The sequence below is a fragment of the Zhengella sedimenti genome, from assembly GCF_046506625.1.
Classification (GTDB): domain Bacteria; phylum Pseudomonadota; class Alphaproteobacteria; order Rhizobiales; family Rhizobiaceae; genus Zhengella; species Zhengella sedimenti.
The window spans coordinates 563663-579616 of the sequence record NZ_JBKFFP010000002.1 but is presented as its reverse complement, the minus strand read 5'-3'; the positions used below and the strand labels follow the sequence as shown (position 1 = coordinate 579616).

Genomic DNA, 15954 nt, shown 5'->3' with positions numbered 1-15954 from the left:
TTTCGCTGCGGCGCTGGTATAGAGCATGTCGTTCACGACATGGAAGTGTGATTGAAGGGTTTTTGCCGGTGATGTTGAAGCGTTTTCTCCCTCAGGCCGCCATTTTCGCGACTGCCGTCATCCTTTCGGCCTGCCAGTCCTCCGACACGGCCGGCACGATGGACGTTGCGGGCACTCAAGGGCAGCCCCCCGCCGGGACCGTCACCCAGGCGGAACTGGAAGCCTATTGCCCGCGGGTCTCGCTGCGCGAGGGCACGGCCTATTTCTCCACCTATGAGAAAGGTGGCGAGGGCCAGCAGGACAAGGTGCGCTACCAGGCGTCCATCAACAACGTCACGCGTTCGTGCAACTATGCCGACCAGGGCCTCGTTATGACGGTCGGCGCGGCCGGGCGCGTGGTGCTGGGGCCGAAGGGGTCGGCGGGCACGATCACCATGCCGATCCGGGTTGCCGTCGTCGAGGGCGACACGGTGCTCTATTCGCAATTGCACCAGCATACGGTCCAGGTGGGCCAGACCGGCGCCACGCAGTTCATCTTCACCGATCCCGGCGTCAACCTGCCAAGGCCGTCCGGTCCCAACTACATCGTCTTCGTCGGCTATGACGAGGGTCCCTACAACACGCAATGATGCCCGGCCACGGTGCCGGGTGGGCCTTTATGGCGGTCCCGGCGCTTACTCCAGCATGCCGAATTCGCCGAGCGCGGCCACGATGCCGGCGAAATCGGCCAGGCGGTTGATCACGGTCTCGGCACCTGCCTCGATCAGCTTGTCGCCATGGCCGGGATAGCTGTGTGACGCACCGGTGAAGCCGATCACCCGCATGCCTGCCGTGCGCGCGCCGGAAACGCCGTGGATGCTGTCCTCGAGCACGAAACAGTTCGCCGGGTCGGCCCCGGCCTGCCGGGCGGCATGAAGATAGACGTCCGGCGCGGGCTTCTCGCGCACCCCGTCAAGGCTCTTGGCCGAGAAGACCGGTCCGCCGACAAAGGGCGCGAGACCGGTCTTTTTCAGGGCCAAAGCCAACCGCTCCTCGCTGGAATTGGAGCAAAGACAGCGTTTCGGTCCGGCTGCCAGCAGGGCCTCGCGGGCGCCCTCCACCGCCTTCAGTTCGCGCGCCAGGCGCTCGTCGATCAGCTTGTCGGCGCGCGCGACGATGGAAAGCTGGAAGGGGATGCCTGTTTCGCGCTCGATCTCCTGCAGCGTCTGGGTGAAGGTCAGCCCGGCGAAGCGTTCGGCCATCGCCTCCGCCTCGATCGGATAGCCGGCTTCGGTCAGCAATTGCGCATCGACGCGCGCGGCGATGATTTCGGAATCGACGAGCACGCCGTCGCAGTCGAAGATCACGAGATCGGGGGCAGGCATGGCAGGTCCGTTCCTGGTTCCGCAAAAACAATCGTCCGGGCGCTGCGGCAGCCCGGACTTGGGCGGGTTATAGGGTTCCCGCCTTCCTTGTTCAAGCATCCGCCAGCCATGCCGGCGCGTCCGGTGCCATCGCGTTTGACCGTTTGCCTTAACCGGATGTTCACCACGACAGGTAACCATGGCGCCAGTTCTTGCGTAATGCGTAACCGGGTGCGTTCATGACCGCTATTCGCCTTGTCGACGACTTGTCTTCCTCTTCCAAGAAAGCCGACTGGATCGACACGATCCTGAAGGGCGACTGCGTGGCCGCGCTTGACCGCCTGCCGGAAAAATCGGTCGACATGATCTTCGCCGATCCACCCTACAACCTACAGCTTGAAGGCGCGCTTCATCGCCCCGACCAGTCGCGCGTCGACGCCGTGGACGACCATTGGGACCAGTTTGACAGCTTCCAGGCCTATGACGCCTTCACCCGCGCCTGGCTGCTGGCCGCACGCCGCGTGCTCAAGCCCAGCGGCACGCTCTGGGTCATCGGCTCCTATCACAACATCTTCCGCGTCGGCGCCACGCTGCAGGATCTGGGCTTCTGGATTCTCAACGACGTGATCTGGCGCAAGGCCAACCCGATGCCGAATTTCCGCGGCAAGCGGTTCCAGAATGCCCATGAGACGCTGATCTGGGCGACCCGCGACCAGAACGCAAAGGGCTATACCTTCAACTACGAGGCCATGAAGGCGGCCAATGACGACGTGCAGATGCGCTCCGACTGGCTGTTTCCCATCTGCAATGGCGGCGAACGACTGAAGGACGGCGACGGCAACAAGGTTCACCCCACGCAGAAGCCCGAGGCCTTGCTGGCGCGCATCCTCAGCGCCACCACCAAGCCCGGCGACGTGGTGCTCGATCCCTTCTTCGGCACGGGGACCACCGGCGCCGTGGCCCGCATGCTCGGCCGCCATTTCGTCGGCATCGAACGGGAACAGGATTACATCGACGCCGCATCCGCGCGCATCGCCGGTGTGCGCCGCCTCGATGGAGCCGAATTGAAGCAGCTTCAGCCGAAGCGCGCTGCGCCGCGCGTTGCCTTCCTGTCGCTGCTGGAATCGGGCCTTGTCGCGCCCGGCCAGACCTTGACCGACCAGAAGCGGCGCTGGACCGCCACGGTCCGTGCCGATGGAACGCTGTCCTGCGGCACCCATGAGGGTTCAATCCACCGGACCGGCGCACTGGTTCAAGGCTTCGAAGCCTGCAATGGCTGGACTTTCTGGCACTTCGAGAGGAACGGAGAGCTTCAGCCCATCGATGCGCTGCGCGAGGAAGTGCGCGCTGCGATGGCCGCTGCCGGCGCCTGACACGTCCGCCACGCGCAAAACGGAACACATCCGCCGTTACCCTCCAGTCGCGCGCGGACCGTCTTCGCCCGGAGCGTCCTGCTCCGGGCGAATTTTTTCAGGGCATCATGCCAAGCGCCCGCAGGTCGTTGCGCAAGCGGTCTGCGCCGGTGAAATGCAGGGCCTGCCATCCGGCCGTCCTGGCGCCCTCCACGTTCTTCTCGCTGTCATCGATGAACAGGCTGGCAGCAGGGTCGAGGCCGAAGGTATTCGCGTGATGGTCGTAGATCTCGCGGTCGGGCTTGATGAGGCCGATGAGTCCCGACACGGTGACGCCGCGCGTCTCGGTCAGGAAGTCGAAGCGGCGGCTTGCCTCGGCGAAGGTGTCGGCGGCGAAATTCGTCAGCATGGTCACGTCATGTCCAGCGGAAAGAAGATCGCGCAGGATTTCGACACTGTCGCCATACGCATGCGGGACCATGGCGTTCCAGTTTTCCCGGAAGGCGCGGATTTCCGCTTCCCACTCCGGGTGGAGCGCTATGAGTTCGTCTTCCGCTTCGCGCCAGCCGCGGCCGCGGTCCTGCTCCACGTTCCATGCGCCGGTGCAGACATTGTCGAAGAACCACGCGCGCCTCTCGGCGTCGGGGATGATCGTGCGGTAGGGCAGGTCGGGATCGTAGTGGATCAGCACGCGGCCGATGTCGAAGACGATATGCCGGATGTCGGGCATGAGGGGTCTCACTGCTTGCGTTTCGTGAGGCCGGGTATCGCCGATTCCAGTGCCTTTTTCATGACGGTCGGCAAGGCCTCGCCGGCAATCGCATGCGGCGACGACCACCATTGCCCTTCGCTCGCCTCTTCGTCCACGCCATCGGCGCGCCAGACGCTGAGCCGCAATTCGAAATGCGTGAACACATGCGTGATGGTGCCGGCGGGCTTCCAGTCCGCCTTGAACGGCGCTGCCTGCGCGCCGGTCTCCCCGTTAATGCGCGCGGTCCAGCCTGTCGTGGGCAGGCCGGTCATGCCGCCGAGCAGGCCGCTGCCGGGCCGCTGTTCCAGCAGAACCGCGCCGTCGGCCCGCACCGCCACGAAAGCGGCGCCCTGGCGCACGGGCCGTTCCTTCTTCGCCGCCTTGACCGGGTAGAACTCGGGATCATCGCCCCGGATGAGCGCCATGCAGTCCTCCCTGACCGGACAGAGCACGCAGGCCGGCCGCCTGGGCGTGCAGACGGTGGCGCCCAGATCCATCATCGCCTGCGCGAAATCGCCCGGCCGGTCGCCCGGCACATCGTCCGCCAGCCCCGCCTTCACCGCCGCCTTGGCCGCGGGCATGACCGTCGCGATGGCGCGGTGGCGCGTCATCACCCGCTCCACATTGCCGTCGACCACCGGTTCGGCGCGGTTGAAGGCGATGGCCGCGATGGCCGCGGCGGTGTAGTCGCCTATGCCGGGCAGGGCGCGAAGCGCGGCTGCGGTGTCGGGGAAAACCCCGTCATGGCGCTCCGCCACGAGGTCGGCGCAGGCCTTGAGGTTGCGCGCCCGCGAATAATAGCCGAGCCCGGCCCAGGCCTTCATGATGTCGTCGTTTTGCGCAGCGGCCAGCGCCGTGACCGTGGGCCAGCGCGCGGTGAAGGCCATGAAATAGGGTTTGACGGCCTGCACGGTCGTCTGCTGCAGCATGACTTCCGACAGCCATACCCGGTAGGGATCTGGCCGTTGACCCTGCGCGGCAAGGCCAGGCGGCACGCGCCAGGGCAGGTCGCGGTGATGCCGGTCGTACCAGGCAAGCAGACGCTGCGCGAAGGATGTATCGGCAGCAATGGATGGCAAGACATTCATGTCGGTGATATGGGTCATGGATCGTTCAGTGGCCAGCCGGCTCCTGTCGAGTCAAGTCACCTGCCGGAAGGGCGCCAAGCCATGCCAGCCAGACCGCGCCAGCGCAATGCCGAACCGGTGGCCGATCTCGTTTCGGCCATCGTCGATCCCGTGCTGCGCCGCCGCGCCGGCATTTCGCTCGGCCTGATCCAGAGCTGGGAGGAAATCGCCGGCGCGCGTCTTGCCGCCGGGTCCCGGCCCGAGAAGATCGTCTGGCCGCGCCGCATGAGCGAGGACGATCCCTTCGAACCCGCGACACTGCTCGTCGCCTGCGAAGGCTTCGCCGCCCTGGCGCTTCAGCATGAGACATCCGAGGTCATCGCCCGCATCAACGCCTTTCTGGGCTTTGCCGCCATTGGCCGTATCAGGATCGTCCAGAAGCCGGTGCTGCGCATGGAGCCCGAGCGGCCGCGCGGGCCGCGCAAGCTGACCGGCGCGGAAGAGGCGCGGCTGAAAGGCACGACGGCGCGCATCGAGGACGAGGGACTGCGCGCCGCGCTCGAGCGCCTCGGCCGGGGCGTCATCGGCGACCGGCGGTGACAGCGGGCAGGTGAGCGAGGGCGGCAAACGCGATTGTGAACACGCCGCCTCTCGTTTCGGGGTGCACATGCGCGGTCCTTGCCATAATTTGCCCCTTCGCCGCGTTTAGTGGCATGACAGGCTCGCCCTATAAACCGCAACGACCGCCCGACAGGTGATTCGCATGAAATCCATCTCCATCCGCACCCTCGCAAGCCTCGTGGCCGTTCCGGCTCTGGCCCTGACGCTTTCTGCCTGTTCGGACAGCGGTGACGGCAACCGGACCTCATCGTCCGGCGCTGCCCCGCAGGCTGTCGCGGCCGGGGACGCGTCACCGGCCATCGACATGACCACCACATCCGCGGCGGAAGTGAAGGTGCCCGATCCGGACGGCTCATATGATGCCGCCAAGGTGGCCGAAGAGGGCGCGCTGCCGGACCTGTGGCTTGGCGACGAAAATGCGCCGGTCACGATTGTCGAATATGCATCAGCGACTTGCGGCCATTGCGCGACCTTCCACAACGACACATGGCCGGAACTGAAGAAGCGCTATGTCGAGACCGGCAAGGTGCGTTTCGTGCTGCGCGAATTCCCCTTCGATCCGCGTGCGACGGCGGCCTTCATGCTGGCCCGCTGTTCCGGCGACAATTACCATCCGCTGATCGACGTTCTCTTCAAGACGCAGCGCAACTGGGCCGGCGCGCCTGGAGACCAATTCCTCGCGACGCTGTACAATACCGTCAAGATTGCCGGTTTTTCACAGGAAGACTTTAACGCTTGCTTGCGGGATCAGGAACTTCTCGACAAGGTGAATGCGGTGAGAAACCGGGCGGCTGATGAATATGGGGTGCAGGCGACGCCCACGTTCCTCATCAACGGCAAGAAATACGCGGGAGCCATGCCGATTGAGCAATTCGCGGCGATCATCGACAGCATGGAGTAAACCGGGCCTGCGCGCACCGGTCATTCCGCTGCGCGCCCGGTGCCGTTCGGCGATGCGTTTGGCGGGGGAGGCGTCCTGATGCGCTTCTCCCGTTTGCGTGTCCTGGGCTTCAAGTCCTTCGTCGAGCCGGCCGAATTCCTGATAGAAGGCGGACTGACCGGCGTGGTCGGCCCCAATGGTTGCGGCAAGTCCAATCTCGTCGAGGCCCTTCGCTGGGTCATGGGCGAGAACTCCTACAAGAACATGCGCGCATCCGGCATGGACGATGTCATCTTCTCCGGCTCGTCCACCCGGCCCTCGCGCAACACCGCCGAAGTCACGCTCTTCCTCGACAATCGCGACCGCACCGCGCCGCCGCAATGGAATGACCAGGAGGAAATCCAGGTGTCGCGCCGCATCGAGCGCGAGGCGGGTTCCGTCTATCGCATCAACGGCAAGGAAGCCCGCGCCCGGGACGTGCAGCTTCTCTTTGCCGACCAGTCCACCGGCGCGCGCTCGCCATCCATGGTCGGGCAGGGCCGCATCGGCGAACTGATCCAGGCCAAGCCGCAGGCCCGGCGGCAATTGCTGGAAGAGGCGGCCGGCATTTCCGGCCTGCATACCCGCCGCCACGAGGCCGAACTGCGCCTGCGCGCCGCGGAGGGCAATCTGGAACGGCTCGACGATGTGGTCGGCGAACTGGAAAGCCAGATCGAGAGCCTGAAACGCCAGGCCCGCCAGGCCAACCGCTTCAAGTCGCTGTCGGCCGACATCCGCGCCGCCGAGGCCATTCTCCTGCACCTGCGCTGGAGCCAGGCCAAGTCCCAGGAAGCGGAAGCCCAGAGCCAGCTTTCCACCGCCACGGCCGCCGTGGGCGAATTGGCCGCCCGCCAGATGAACGCCGCCAAGGATCAGGCCGTCGGCGCGTCCGCCCTTCCGGCGCTGCGCGAGGCCGAGGCGGGCGCCGCTGCCGCGCTGCAACGCCTGACCATCGCCCGCACGCAACTGGACGAGGAAGCCGGACGGCTGAAGAACCGGCAGGCGGAACTGGACAAGCGGCTGGCGCAGCTTGCCGCCGATATCGAGCGCGAACGGCGCATGGTTTCCGACAATGCCGAGGTTCTTGCCCGCCTTGACGAGGAGGAGCGGCGCCTCAATGCCGAGACGGCAAGCGCACATGAACGCGAGATCGAGGCCCATGCTGCCCATGAGGAAGCGGCTGCCCGGCTGAAGGAAAGCGAGGCGGCGCTGACCGCGCTGACCACCGAGAAGGCCGATGCTTCCGCTGCCCGTCAGGCGATCGAACGGCGCCTGCGCGAGGGCCGCGAACGGCGCGAAAGGATCGCCCGCCAGATCGCCGGCGTGGACCAGGAACTGGCCGGGATCGCCAGCAAGCTGGCCGCGCTGCCCGATCCGGCCGCCTGCCAGGCTGCGCTCGACAGTGCCGAATCAGCGCGCGCCGAGGCGGAAACGGCAAGCCAGGCGGCCGAAGAGGCTGTCGAGACCGCCCGCGAGGCCGAGGCCGCGGCCCGCACGCCGCTGAATGCCGCACGGTCCGAATTGAACCGGATCGACACCGAGGCCCGGACGCTGCGCAAGATCATCAATGCCGGCGGCTCCGGCCTGTTTCCGGCCGTCGTGGAGAAGATGAAGGTCGAACGCGGCTTCGAGACAGCGCTCGGGGCGGCGCTCGGCGAGGACCTCGATGCGCCGCTGGATGCGGCAGCGCCTGCCCATTGGGGCGCGGCGATCGACGGGACTGGCGATCCCGCCCTGCCGGACGGTGCGCGCCCGTTGTCGGACGTGGTGGATGCCCCGCCGCAACTGGCCCGCAGGCTTGCCCAGACCGGCATCGTGGAGCAGGCGGATGGTCCGCGCCTGCAAGCCCTGTTGAATCCCGGCCAGCGGCTCGTCTCGAAGGCCGGCGCGCTGTGGCGCTGGGACGGTTTCGTGGCTTCCGCCGATGCGCCCACCGCGGCCGCCATCCGGCTGGAACAGAAGAACCGGCTGGCCGAACTGGACGCGGAGGCGCTGGCGGCCACGAAGGCGGTGCGTGCCGCCGAGGAGGCGTTCAAGGCCGCCGAGGCGCGCCTGCGGGACGCCATCGACGCCGCGAAGTCCGCCCGTGAAGCCGTGCGCGTCAGGGTTCAGGCGGTCGGCGAGGCGCGCGCCGCGCTCGACAAGGCCCGCAAGGCCGCCGGCGAGGTCGCCACGCGCAAGGCCGCGCAGGAGGAGGCGCGTGCCCGCCTGGCCGAGGCCCTGGCCGAAGCCGAGGCGATGATCGCTGAAGCGGAAACGCAAATGGGCGAGGCGCCCGATCTTTCCGATCTCCAGATGCGTCTTGACCGCCTTTCCCGCGACGTTGCTGCCGGGCGGACCCGGCTGGCCGAAACCCGCGCCGCCCATGACGGGATGAAGCGTGAGGCCGAGGCCCGCGCCCGCCGCTTGCAGGCCATCGCGGTGGAGCGCAAGGGCTGGATCGAACGCGCCGGCAATGCCGAACGGCAGATCGCCGCGCTCGCCGAACGCGAGGCCGAGGCGCGCGCCGAGCGCGAGACGATCGAGGGCGGGCCGGAAGAGATGGAAGGCCGCCGCCGCCAGCTTGTCCGCCAGATCGAGGAGGCCGAGGCCTTGCGCAAGCAGGCCGCCGACAAGTTGCAGGCATCGGAAAACCGTCAGCGCGACCTCGACAAGGCGGCGACCGACGCCATCACCGCGCTGGCCCAGGGCCGCGAGGCGCGCGCCCGCGCCGAGGAGCGCATGACCGCCGCGCAGGAGCGGCGCGAGGAAGCCGAGGCGCGCATCCGCGAGGCGCTGAACTGCCCCCCGCACCTGGTCATCCGCCATACCGGCCTGGCCGCCGATGCGCCGATGCCGGACATGGGCGACACCGAACGCCGGCTCGAGCGCCTGAAGATCGAGCGCGAGCGCCTTGGCGCGGTCAACCTGCGTGCCGAGGAGGAAAGCCGCGAACTGGCCGAAAGGCTGGAAACCATCGTCACCGAGCGCGAGGACGTGATCGAGGCCATCAAGAAATTGCGGGCCGCCATCCAGAGCCTCAACAGGGAAGGGCGCGAGCGCCTGCTGGACGCCTTCGACAAGGTGAACGACCAGTTCCAGCGGCTCTTCACCCATCTCTTCGGCGGCGGCACGGCCGAATTGCAGTTGGTCGAGAGCGAGGACCCGCTGGACGCGGGACTGGAAATCCTCGCCCGTCCGCCCGGCAAGAAACCGCAGACCATGACGCTGCTTTCGGGCGGCGAGCAGGCGCTGACCGCCATGGCGCTGATCTTCGCCGTCTTCCTGACCAATCCCGCGCCGATCTGCGTTCTGGACGAGGTGGATGCGCCGCTCGACGACCACAATGTCGAGCGCTTCTGCAACCTGATGGAGGAAATGGCGAAGTCCACCGCCACGCGCTTCGTCATCATCACCCACAACCCCATCACCATGGCGCGCATGAACCGGCTGTTCGGCGTCACCATGGCCGAGCAGGGCGTCTCGACACTGGTCAGCGTCGACCTGGAAACCGCCGAACAGTTGCGCGAGGCGGTGTAGGCCGAACCCGGCCGGCGCGTCCTGTCGCGGGAAAGCCCTCGCGCTTGACCTTCGTCAACATGCCGCCGCTCCCGCCGCGCTATGGTCATTGCCGCCGACAGACGTGAGGAGACGCGGCAATGACGATGTCCTGTGATGTCATGATCGTTGGAGCCGGCCCGGTGGGGCTGGCCTTCGCCCGCTCGCTCGCCGAGAGCGGCCTGGAAATCCTGATCGTGGAGCAGGCGGAGCTTGCCACGTTGAAGGCGCCGCCGCCCGACGGGCGCGCCATCGCGCTCAACCACCGCTCGATGGGCATCCTGGAACGGCTCGATGTCGCCGGCCGCTTCGCGCCAGAGCATCGATCCTACCTTCGCCGCGCCGAGGTGCTGGACGGCGCATCGCCCTTCGCCCTTGTCTTCGACGCCGCTGCCCGCAATGCCGCCACGCTGGGCTGGCTTGTGCCCAACCACGCCATCCGCAAGGCGGTCTTCGAATCCTTTTCCCATCATGGCGGCGCGCGCCTCATGGCGGGCGTGAAGGCTGGCGCTGTGCGCCGTGTGGAGGATGGCGTCGCCGTTTCCCTGTCGGACGGAACGGTGGTCGAGACGCGGCTGCTGGTGGCCGCCGACACGCGCTTCTCCGCCCTGCGCCGCCAGATGGGCATCTCCGCCTTCATGCACGATTTCGGCCGCTCGATGATCGTCTGCGACATGGCCCACGAGGCCGAACATGGCGACACCGCGCTGGAAGGCTTCTTCCATGGCGTCACCATCGCGACGCTTCCGCTGACCGGCCGGCGCTCCTCCATCGTCGTGACCCTGCCCTCGCACGAGGCAGAGCCGCTCATGGCCGATGGAACCGATGCGATCGCCGCCATGGCCGAGCGCGAGATGAAGGGCAGGCTCGGCCGTCTCACGCCATTGGCCGACGCGCATCTCTATCCGCTCGTCGCCGTCTATGCCCACGCCTTCCATGCCGACCGTTTCGCGCTGATCGGAGACGCGGCCGTCGGAATGCATCCGGTCACCGCCCACGGTTTCAATTTCGGCCTGCTGAGCCAGCACCTGCTGGCAAGCGAGATCCTGTCCGCGCTGCGCGAGGATCGCGACATCGCCGCCACGGAGGGCCTGGCCCGCTATGCGCGCGCCCACCGCCGTGAAACCTTCCCGCTTTTCCATGCCACCAACGGCATTGCCAGCCTCTATGCCAACGAGACCGCGCCGGCCCGCCTGCTGCGCTCCGCAGGTCTGCGCCTGGCCCATGCGCTGCCGCCTTTCCGCGACCTGGTCGTCGCCCGCCTGACCGCCAGCATGTAGAAAAGACATCTGGACAAGGTCCCGGCCGCCGGTTTTCAGGTTCCCGCGTCCCACCTGAAACGTTTGAAAAGACAAATGCTTGTCCTGCGCCAAATTGGTCATGGCAATGGACTGGCAGAATCGCTATCACCTTCGCGACTGCAACAAGCCGGCAAGGGACGAGGCGATGGCGAAGTGGGTCTACACCTTCGGTGACGGAGCCGCCGAAGGCAGGGCGGACGACAAGGCGCTGCTCGGCGGCAAGGGTGCGAACCTGGCGGAAATGTGCGCGCTTGGCCTGCCGGTGCCGCCCGGCTTCACCATCACCACCGAAGCCTGCAACCACTTCTATGCCCATGGGCGCAAGTATCCGGCCGAACTCGACGCCCAGGTGCGCGCCGCACTCGACCATGTCGGCCGCATCACCGGGCGTGTCTTTGGCGACAAGTCCAACGCGCTTCTCCTGTCGGTGCGTTCCGGCGCCCGCGCCTCCATGCCCGGCATGATGGACACGGTCCTCAATCTGGGCCTCAACGACGAGACGGTGGAAACGCTCGCCGCCGAATCGGGCGACGAACGCTTTGCCTGGGACAGCTACCGGCGCTTCATCACCATGTATTCCGACGTGGTGATGGGCCTCGACCACGAGGTGTTCGAGGAAATCCTCGACGAGGAGAAGGGACGTCTCGGCGCCGATCTCGACACCGAGATCACCGCCGACCAGTGGAAGCACATCGTCGAGTTGTACAAGGCCCGCGTGATGGAGGAACTGGAGCAACCCTTCCCGCAGGACCCCGCCGAACAGCTCTGGGGCGCCATCGGCGCGGTTTTCTCAAGCTGGATGAACCATCGCGCCATCACCTACCGCCGCCTGCATGACATCCCGGAAGCCTGGGGGACGGCGGTCAACGTGCAGGCCATGGTCTTCGGCAACATGGGCGAGACGTCGGCCACCGGCGTTGCCTTCTCGCGCAACCCGTCGACGGGCGAGAACAAGCTCTACGGGGAATTCCTGGTCAACGCGCAGGGCGAGGATGTCGTCGCGGGCATCCGCACGCCCCAGGCAATCACCGAGGAGGGACGCATCGCCGGCGGTTCCGACAAGCCGTCGCTGGAAAAGCTGATGCCGGAACTGTTCGCCGAGTTCGCCGGCTTCGCCCGCAGGCTCGAAGCCCATTACCGCGACATGCAGGACATGGAATTCACCATCGAGCGCGGCAAGCTGTGGATGCTGCAGACCCGTAACGGCAAGCGCACCGCCAAGGCCGCCATGAAGATTGCCGTGGACATGGCCGGCGAGGGGCTGATCTCGAAGGAGGAAGCGGTGCAGCGCATCGAGCCTGCCTCGCTCGACCAGCTTCTGCACCCGACCATCGACCCGTCGGCGAAACGCGACGTGATCGCCATGGGCCTGCCGGCGTCGCCGGGCGCGGCCACGGGCGAAGTCGTGTTCAACTCCGAGGAGGCCGAGGAGATGAGTTCGGCCGGCCGCCGCGTCATCCTCGTGCGCGTCGAGACCAGCCCGGAGGACATTCACGGCATGCATGCCGCCCAGGGCATCCTGACCTCGCGCGGCGGCATGACCAGCCACGCCGCGGTGGTGGCGCGCGGCATGGGCAAGCCCTGCGTTTCCGGTGCCGGTTCCGTGCGCATCGACTACCGCAACGAGGTGATGATGGCCATGGGCCAGACCTTCCGCAAGGGCGACGTCATCACCATCGACGGCTCGTCGGGGCAGGTGCTGAAGGGCGCAGTGCCCATGCTGCAGCCGGAACTGTCCGGCGATTTCGCCGCCATCATGGAATGGGCTGACGCCGGGCGGCGCATGAAGGTGCGCACCAATGCCGAGACGCCGGCCGATGCGCGCATGGCCCGCTCCTTCGGTGCCGAGGGCATCGGGCTTTGCCGCACCGAGCACATGTTCTTCGAGGGCGACCGGATCGTCGCCATGCGCGAGATGATCCTGGCCGACACCGAGAGCGGCCGCCGGGCAGCGCTTGCCAAGCTGCTGCCCATGCAGAAGGCCGATTTCGTCGAGCTTTTCGAGATCATGGCCGGCCTGCCGGTGACGATCCGCCTGCTCGATCCGCCGCTGCACGAGTTCCTGCCCAAGACCGAGGAGGAAATCGCCGAGGTTGCCGCTTCGCTGGACGTCAATCCCGATCTCCTGCGCCGGCGCACCGAGGCGCTGCACGAGTTCAACCCCATGCTCGGCCATCGCGGCTGCCGTCTCGCCGTCTCCTATCCGGAAATCGCCGAAATGCAGGCCCGCGCCATTTTCGAGGCCGCCATCGAGGCCGGCAAGGCCACTGGCGCGCAGGTCGTGCCGGAGGTCATGGTGCCGCTTGTCGGGCTGATGAAGGAACTGGAGTTCGTCAAGGAGCGCATCGACGCCGTGGCGAAGGACGTGATGGCCGAATCCGGCACGCGCTTCGACTATCTCGTCGGCACCATGATCGAACTGCCGCGCGCCGCGATCCGCGCCCATGTCATTGCCGAGGTGGCCGAGTTCTTCTCTTTCGGAACCAACGACCTGACCCAGACGACCTTCGGCATCAGCCGCGACGATTCCGCCGGCTTCCTGGAGACCTATCGCCAGAAGGGCATCATCGAGCAGGACCCCTTCGTCTCGCTGGACGTGGAGGGCGTGGGTGAACTGGTGCGCATCGCCGCCGAGAAGGGCAGGGCGACGCGCAAGGGAATCAAGCTCGGCATCTGCGGCGAGCATGGCGGCGATCCCGCCTCCATCCGCTTCTGCGAGGAAACCGGCCTCGACTACGTCTCCTGCTCGCCCTTCCGCGTGCCCATCGCCCGCCTTGCCGCCGCGCAGGCGGCCATTGCCGTCAAGGAAGGCTAGGCCGGATCAATCCGGAAGGCGCAGCGTAGCTGCGGGAAAACGCTGGGGGCCTAAGCGTCCTCCGCCGCGCCGATCGCCAGCCCCGCCAACTGGTCGCTGAGCGCGGCGTGACTCAGCGCGAAGCCGGCAAAGGCGTGGGCCGAGCCGGCGGCGTTCTCGGTCCGGACCGACAGACCGTCTGCCGCCAGGATGACCAGCAGCACCTGTGCCTCGTTGTCCTGTACGGCGACCACGGCCGCGACACGCTGGCACCCCTCGCCTGCCGGGCATGGCAGGTCGAAGAGAACATGGCCTTCGATGTTCGCCGCCGCTTCCGCGAGGGCCGCGGCGAAACCATGGGCGCGGATGTCATGGATCTGCAGCGCCATTTCCAGCTCGACTTCGGCGAGCGGCGGCGCGGATGGGATTGTCACGGAAACGGGAAGCATGGTCATCCTGCTACTCCAATACGACACCGCCCCCCGACCCGTCCCCATGATCGTGGCGGCAGATCGTGGCCGGTTTGTGTCAGTCACCGGCAGAAATGCCGCCATGGCCCGCCGCGCGCTCTGGACAAACCGGATCAGACGGACAAGATGCTGAAAACACGCTCATACCGATCAGGGAGGTAAATATATGTTGGGACTGATGCAGGACTGGCCGCTGACCTGCAGCCGCATTCTGGACCAGGCCGCGCGCCAGCATGGCAAGCAGGAAGTCGTGACGCGCTCGATCGAGGGACCCATCGTCACGACGACCTATGCCGATATCCATGCGCGCGCCCGCAAGGTGGCCCAGGCGCTGACGGCCGAGGGGATCAGGCCCGGCGACCGGGTGGGCACCCTGGCCTGGAACACGGCCCGCCACCTTGAGGCCTGGTACGGCATCATGGGCGCCGGCGGCGTTTATCACACGCTCAATCCGCGCCTGTTTCCCGAACAGATCGCCTGGATCATGAACCATGCCGAAGACCGCATGCTGTTCACGGACCTCACCTTCCTGCCCATAGTCGAGAAGATCGCCGGCGAGGTGCCGAGCCTCGGCAAGGTGATCGTGATGACCGATGCCGCGCACATGCCCGAGACCTCGCTGAAGAACGCGGTCGCCTACGAGGACTGGATCGCCGGTCATGACGGCCAGGTCGAATGGTATCAGAACGCCGAGGCCGACGCTTCGGGCATGTGCTATACCTCCGGCACCACCGGCGACCCCAAGGGCGTGCTCTATTCGCACCGTTCCAACGTGCTTCACGCCCTGATCGCCTGCCAGCGGGATGCGCTCGACCTTGGTGCGTGCGAGGTGGTGCTGCCCGTCGTGCCCATGTTCCATGCCAATGCCTGGGGCATTGCCCATGCCGCGCCCATGGTGGGCGCCAAGCTGGTCATGCCCGGCGGCAAGATGGATGGCGAATCGATCTACGAACTGCTCGACACCCACAAGGTCACCATGTCGGCGGCCGTGCCCACGGTCTGGCTCATGTTGCTGCAATACCTGGAGGAAACGGGCAAGGAACTGCCCCACCTCAACCGGGTCGTGATCGGCGGTTCGGCCTGCCCGCGCGCCATGACGCAGAAGTTCCAGGACAATTACGGCGTCGACGTCATCCACGCCTGGGGCATGACCGAGATGAGCCCGCTGGGCTCGCTGGGCTCGCTCAAGCCGCAATTCTCCGGCCTGAAGGGCGAAGCCCTGCTCGATCTCAAGGCCAAGCAGGGCTACGCGCCCTTCGGCGTCGAGATGAAGATCACCGACGACGACAACAGGGAACTGCCCTGGGACGGCAAGACCTTCGGCCGCCTGAAGGTGCGCGGACCGGCGGTTGCCAAGGGCTATTACGGCGGCGCGGGTGCCGACCAGTTCGACGAGGACGGCTGGTTCGACACGGGCGACGTCGCCCATATCGATGCCGACGGCTACATGCAGATCACCGACCGATCCAAGGATGTCATCAAGTCGGGCGGCGAGTGGATCTCCTCCATCGACCTGGAGAACCTGGCTGTCGGCCATCCGGATGTCGCCGAGGCCGCCGTCATCGGCATCGCGCATCCCAAATGGGACGAGCGCCCGCTGCTCGTGATCGTACCGAAGGCCGGCCGTTCGCCGACGAAGGAGGACATTCTGGGCTTCATGGACGGCAAGATCGCCAAGTGGTGGATGCCCGACGACGTGGCTTTCGTCGACGAGATCCCGCATACGGCGACGGGCAAGATCCAGAAGACCACCCTGCGCGACCAGTTTGCCGCATACAAGCTTCCCGCCTGACCGGGAG

At 66.7% G+C, this 15954-nt stretch carries 12 protein-coding genes; 8 read left to right on the top strand and 4 right to left on the bottom strand.

Annotation, left to right across the window (positions count from 1 at the left end):
• The first annotated feature begins 71 nt into the window (after positions 1-71).
• Positions 72-629 carry a hypothetical protein gene (locus ACLB6G_RS08335; protein ID WP_410355680.1) on the top strand — a complete coding sequence of 186 codons (558 nt, stop codon included), beginning with the start codon at positions 72-74 and terminating at the stop codon, positions 627-629.
• Positions 630-674: 45 nt separating this feature from the next.
• Here the strand turns inward: ACLB6G_RS08335 and ACLB6G_RS08330 are convergent, their stop codons facing one another.
• Positions 675-1364 (bottom strand): HAD family hydrolase, encoded by a 690-nt coding sequence (locus tag ACLB6G_RS08330; RefSeq protein ID WP_410355679.1) that lies wholly within the window; start codon positions 1362-1364, stop codon positions 675-677.
• A 218-nt stretch (positions 1365-1582) separates the two neighbouring features.
• Between ACLB6G_RS08330 and ACLB6G_RS08325 the strand changes: the two genes are divergently transcribed.
• Positions 1583-2716 carry a site-specific DNA-methyltransferase gene (locus ACLB6G_RS08325; protein ID WP_410355678.1) on the top strand — a complete coding sequence of 378 codons (1134 nt, stop codon included), beginning with the start codon at positions 1583-1585 and terminating at the stop codon, positions 2714-2716.
• A gap of 97 nt (positions 2717-2813) precedes the next feature.
• On the opposite strand, the gene ACLB6G_RS08320 is transcribed toward ACLB6G_RS08325, so the two are convergent.
• Positions 2814-3425 carry an HAD family hydrolase gene (locus ACLB6G_RS08320; RefSeq protein ID WP_410355677.1) on the bottom strand — a complete coding sequence of 204 codons (612 nt, stop codon included), beginning with the start codon at positions 3423-3425 and terminating at the stop codon, positions 2814-2816.
• Positions 3426-3433: 8 nt separating this feature from the next.
• Positions 3434-4552 carry an A/G-specific adenine glycosylase gene (gene mutY / locus ACLB6G_RS08315; RefSeq protein ID WP_410355676.1) on the bottom strand — a complete coding sequence of 373 codons (1119 nt, stop codon included), beginning with the start codon at positions 4550-4552 and terminating at the stop codon, positions 3434-3436.
• Positions 4553-4615: 63 nt separating this feature from the next.
• Between mutY and ACLB6G_RS08310 the strand changes: the two genes are divergently transcribed.
• From ACLB6G_RS08310 to ppdK, 5 genes are all read left to right on the top strand, one after another.
• On the top strand, positions 4616-5113 hold the full coding sequence (locus tag ACLB6G_RS08310) for a DUF721 domain-containing protein (protein ID WP_410355675.1): 498 nt from the start codon (positions 4616-4618) through the stop codon (positions 5111-5113).
• A 163-nt stretch (positions 5114-5276) separates the two neighbouring features.
• Positions 5277-6035 carry a DsbA family protein gene (locus ACLB6G_RS08305; protein ID WP_410355674.1) on the top strand — a complete coding sequence of 253 codons (759 nt, stop codon included), beginning with the start codon at positions 5277-5279 and terminating at the stop codon, positions 6033-6035.
• 78 nt (positions 6036-6113) lie between these two features.
• Entirely contained in the window at positions 6114-9572 is a 3459-nt protein-coding gene (smc, locus tag ACLB6G_RS08300; RefSeq protein ID WP_410355673.1) for a chromosome segregation protein SMC, read from the top strand.
• A 119-nt stretch (positions 9573-9691) separates the two neighbouring features.
• Complete coding sequence (gene ubiM, locus ACLB6G_RS08295; RefSeq protein WP_410355672.1) at positions 9692-10870, top strand: 5-demethoxyubiquinol-8 5-hydroxylase UbiM; 1179 nt, start codon at positions 9692-9694, stop codon at positions 10868-10870.
• A 166-nt stretch (positions 10871-11036) separates the two neighbouring features.
• Positions 11037-13706, top strand: coding sequence for a pyruvate, phosphate dikinase (gene ppdK, locus ACLB6G_RS08290; RefSeq protein ID WP_410355911.1), 2670 nt, complete (start codon positions 11037-11039; stop codon positions 13704-13706).
• Between the two features lie 50 nt (positions 13707-13756).
• Here ppdK and ACLB6G_RS08285 read toward each other — a convergent pair whose 3' ends face one another.
• Positions 13757-14140, bottom strand: a complete 384-nt coding sequence (locus tag ACLB6G_RS08285; RefSeq protein WP_410355671.1) for a hypothetical protein — start codon at positions 14138-14140, stop codon at positions 13757-13759.
• A gap of 181 nt (positions 14141-14321) precedes the next feature.
• On the opposite strand from ACLB6G_RS08285, the gene ACLB6G_RS08280 reads away from it, so the two are divergent.
• Positions 14322-15947 (top strand): long-chain-fatty-acid--CoA ligase, encoded by a 1626-nt coding sequence (locus ACLB6G_RS08280; RefSeq protein ID WP_410355670.1) that lies wholly within the window; start codon positions 14322-14324, stop codon positions 15945-15947.
• The last annotated feature ends 7 nt before the right edge of the window (positions 15948-15954 follow it).

Coding starts and splice junctions, on each gene's coding strand:
- ACLB6G_RS08335 (WP_410355680.1), top strand. CDS start 72: ATGTTGAAGCGTTTTCTCCCTCAGGCCGCCATTTTCGCGACTGCCGTC.
- ACLB6G_RS08330 (WP_410355679.1), bottom strand. CDS start 1,364: ATGCCTGCCCCCGATCTCGTGATCTTCGACTGCGACGGCGTGCTCGTC.
- ACLB6G_RS08325 (WP_410355678.1), top strand. CDS start 1,583: ATGACCGCTATTCGCCTTGTCGACGACTTGTCTTCCTCTTCCAAGAAA.
- ACLB6G_RS08320 (WP_410355677.1), bottom strand. CDS start 3,425: ATGCCCGACATCCGGCATATCGTCTTCGACATCGGCCGCGTGCTGATC.
- mutY (WP_410355676.1), bottom strand. CDS start 4,552: ATGACCCATATCACCGACATGAATGTCTTGCCATCCATTGCTGCCGAT.
- ACLB6G_RS08310 (WP_410355675.1), top strand. CDS start 4,616: ATGCCAGCCAGACCGCGCCAGCGCAATGCCGAACCGGTGGCCGATCTC.
- ACLB6G_RS08305 (WP_410355674.1), top strand. CDS start 5,277: ATGAAATCCATCTCCATCCGCACCCTCGCAAGCCTCGTGGCCGTTCCG.
- smc (WP_410355673.1), top strand. CDS start 6,114: ATGCGCTTCTCCCGTTTGCGTGTCCTGGGCTTCAAGTCCTTCGTCGAG.
- ubiM (WP_410355672.1), top strand. CDS start 9,692: ATGACGATGTCCTGTGATGTCATGATCGTTGGAGCCGGCCCGGTGGGG.
- ppdK (WP_410355911.1), top strand. CDS start 11,037: ATGGCGAAGTGGGTCTACACCTTCGGTGACGGAGCCGCCGAAGGCAGG.
- ACLB6G_RS08285 (WP_410355671.1), bottom strand. CDS start 14,140: ATGACCATGCTTCCCGTTTCCGTGACAATCCCATCCGCGCCGCCGCTC.
- ACLB6G_RS08280 (WP_410355670.1), top strand. CDS start 14,322: ATGTTGGGACTGATGCAGGACTGGCCGCTGACCTGCAGCCGCATTCTG.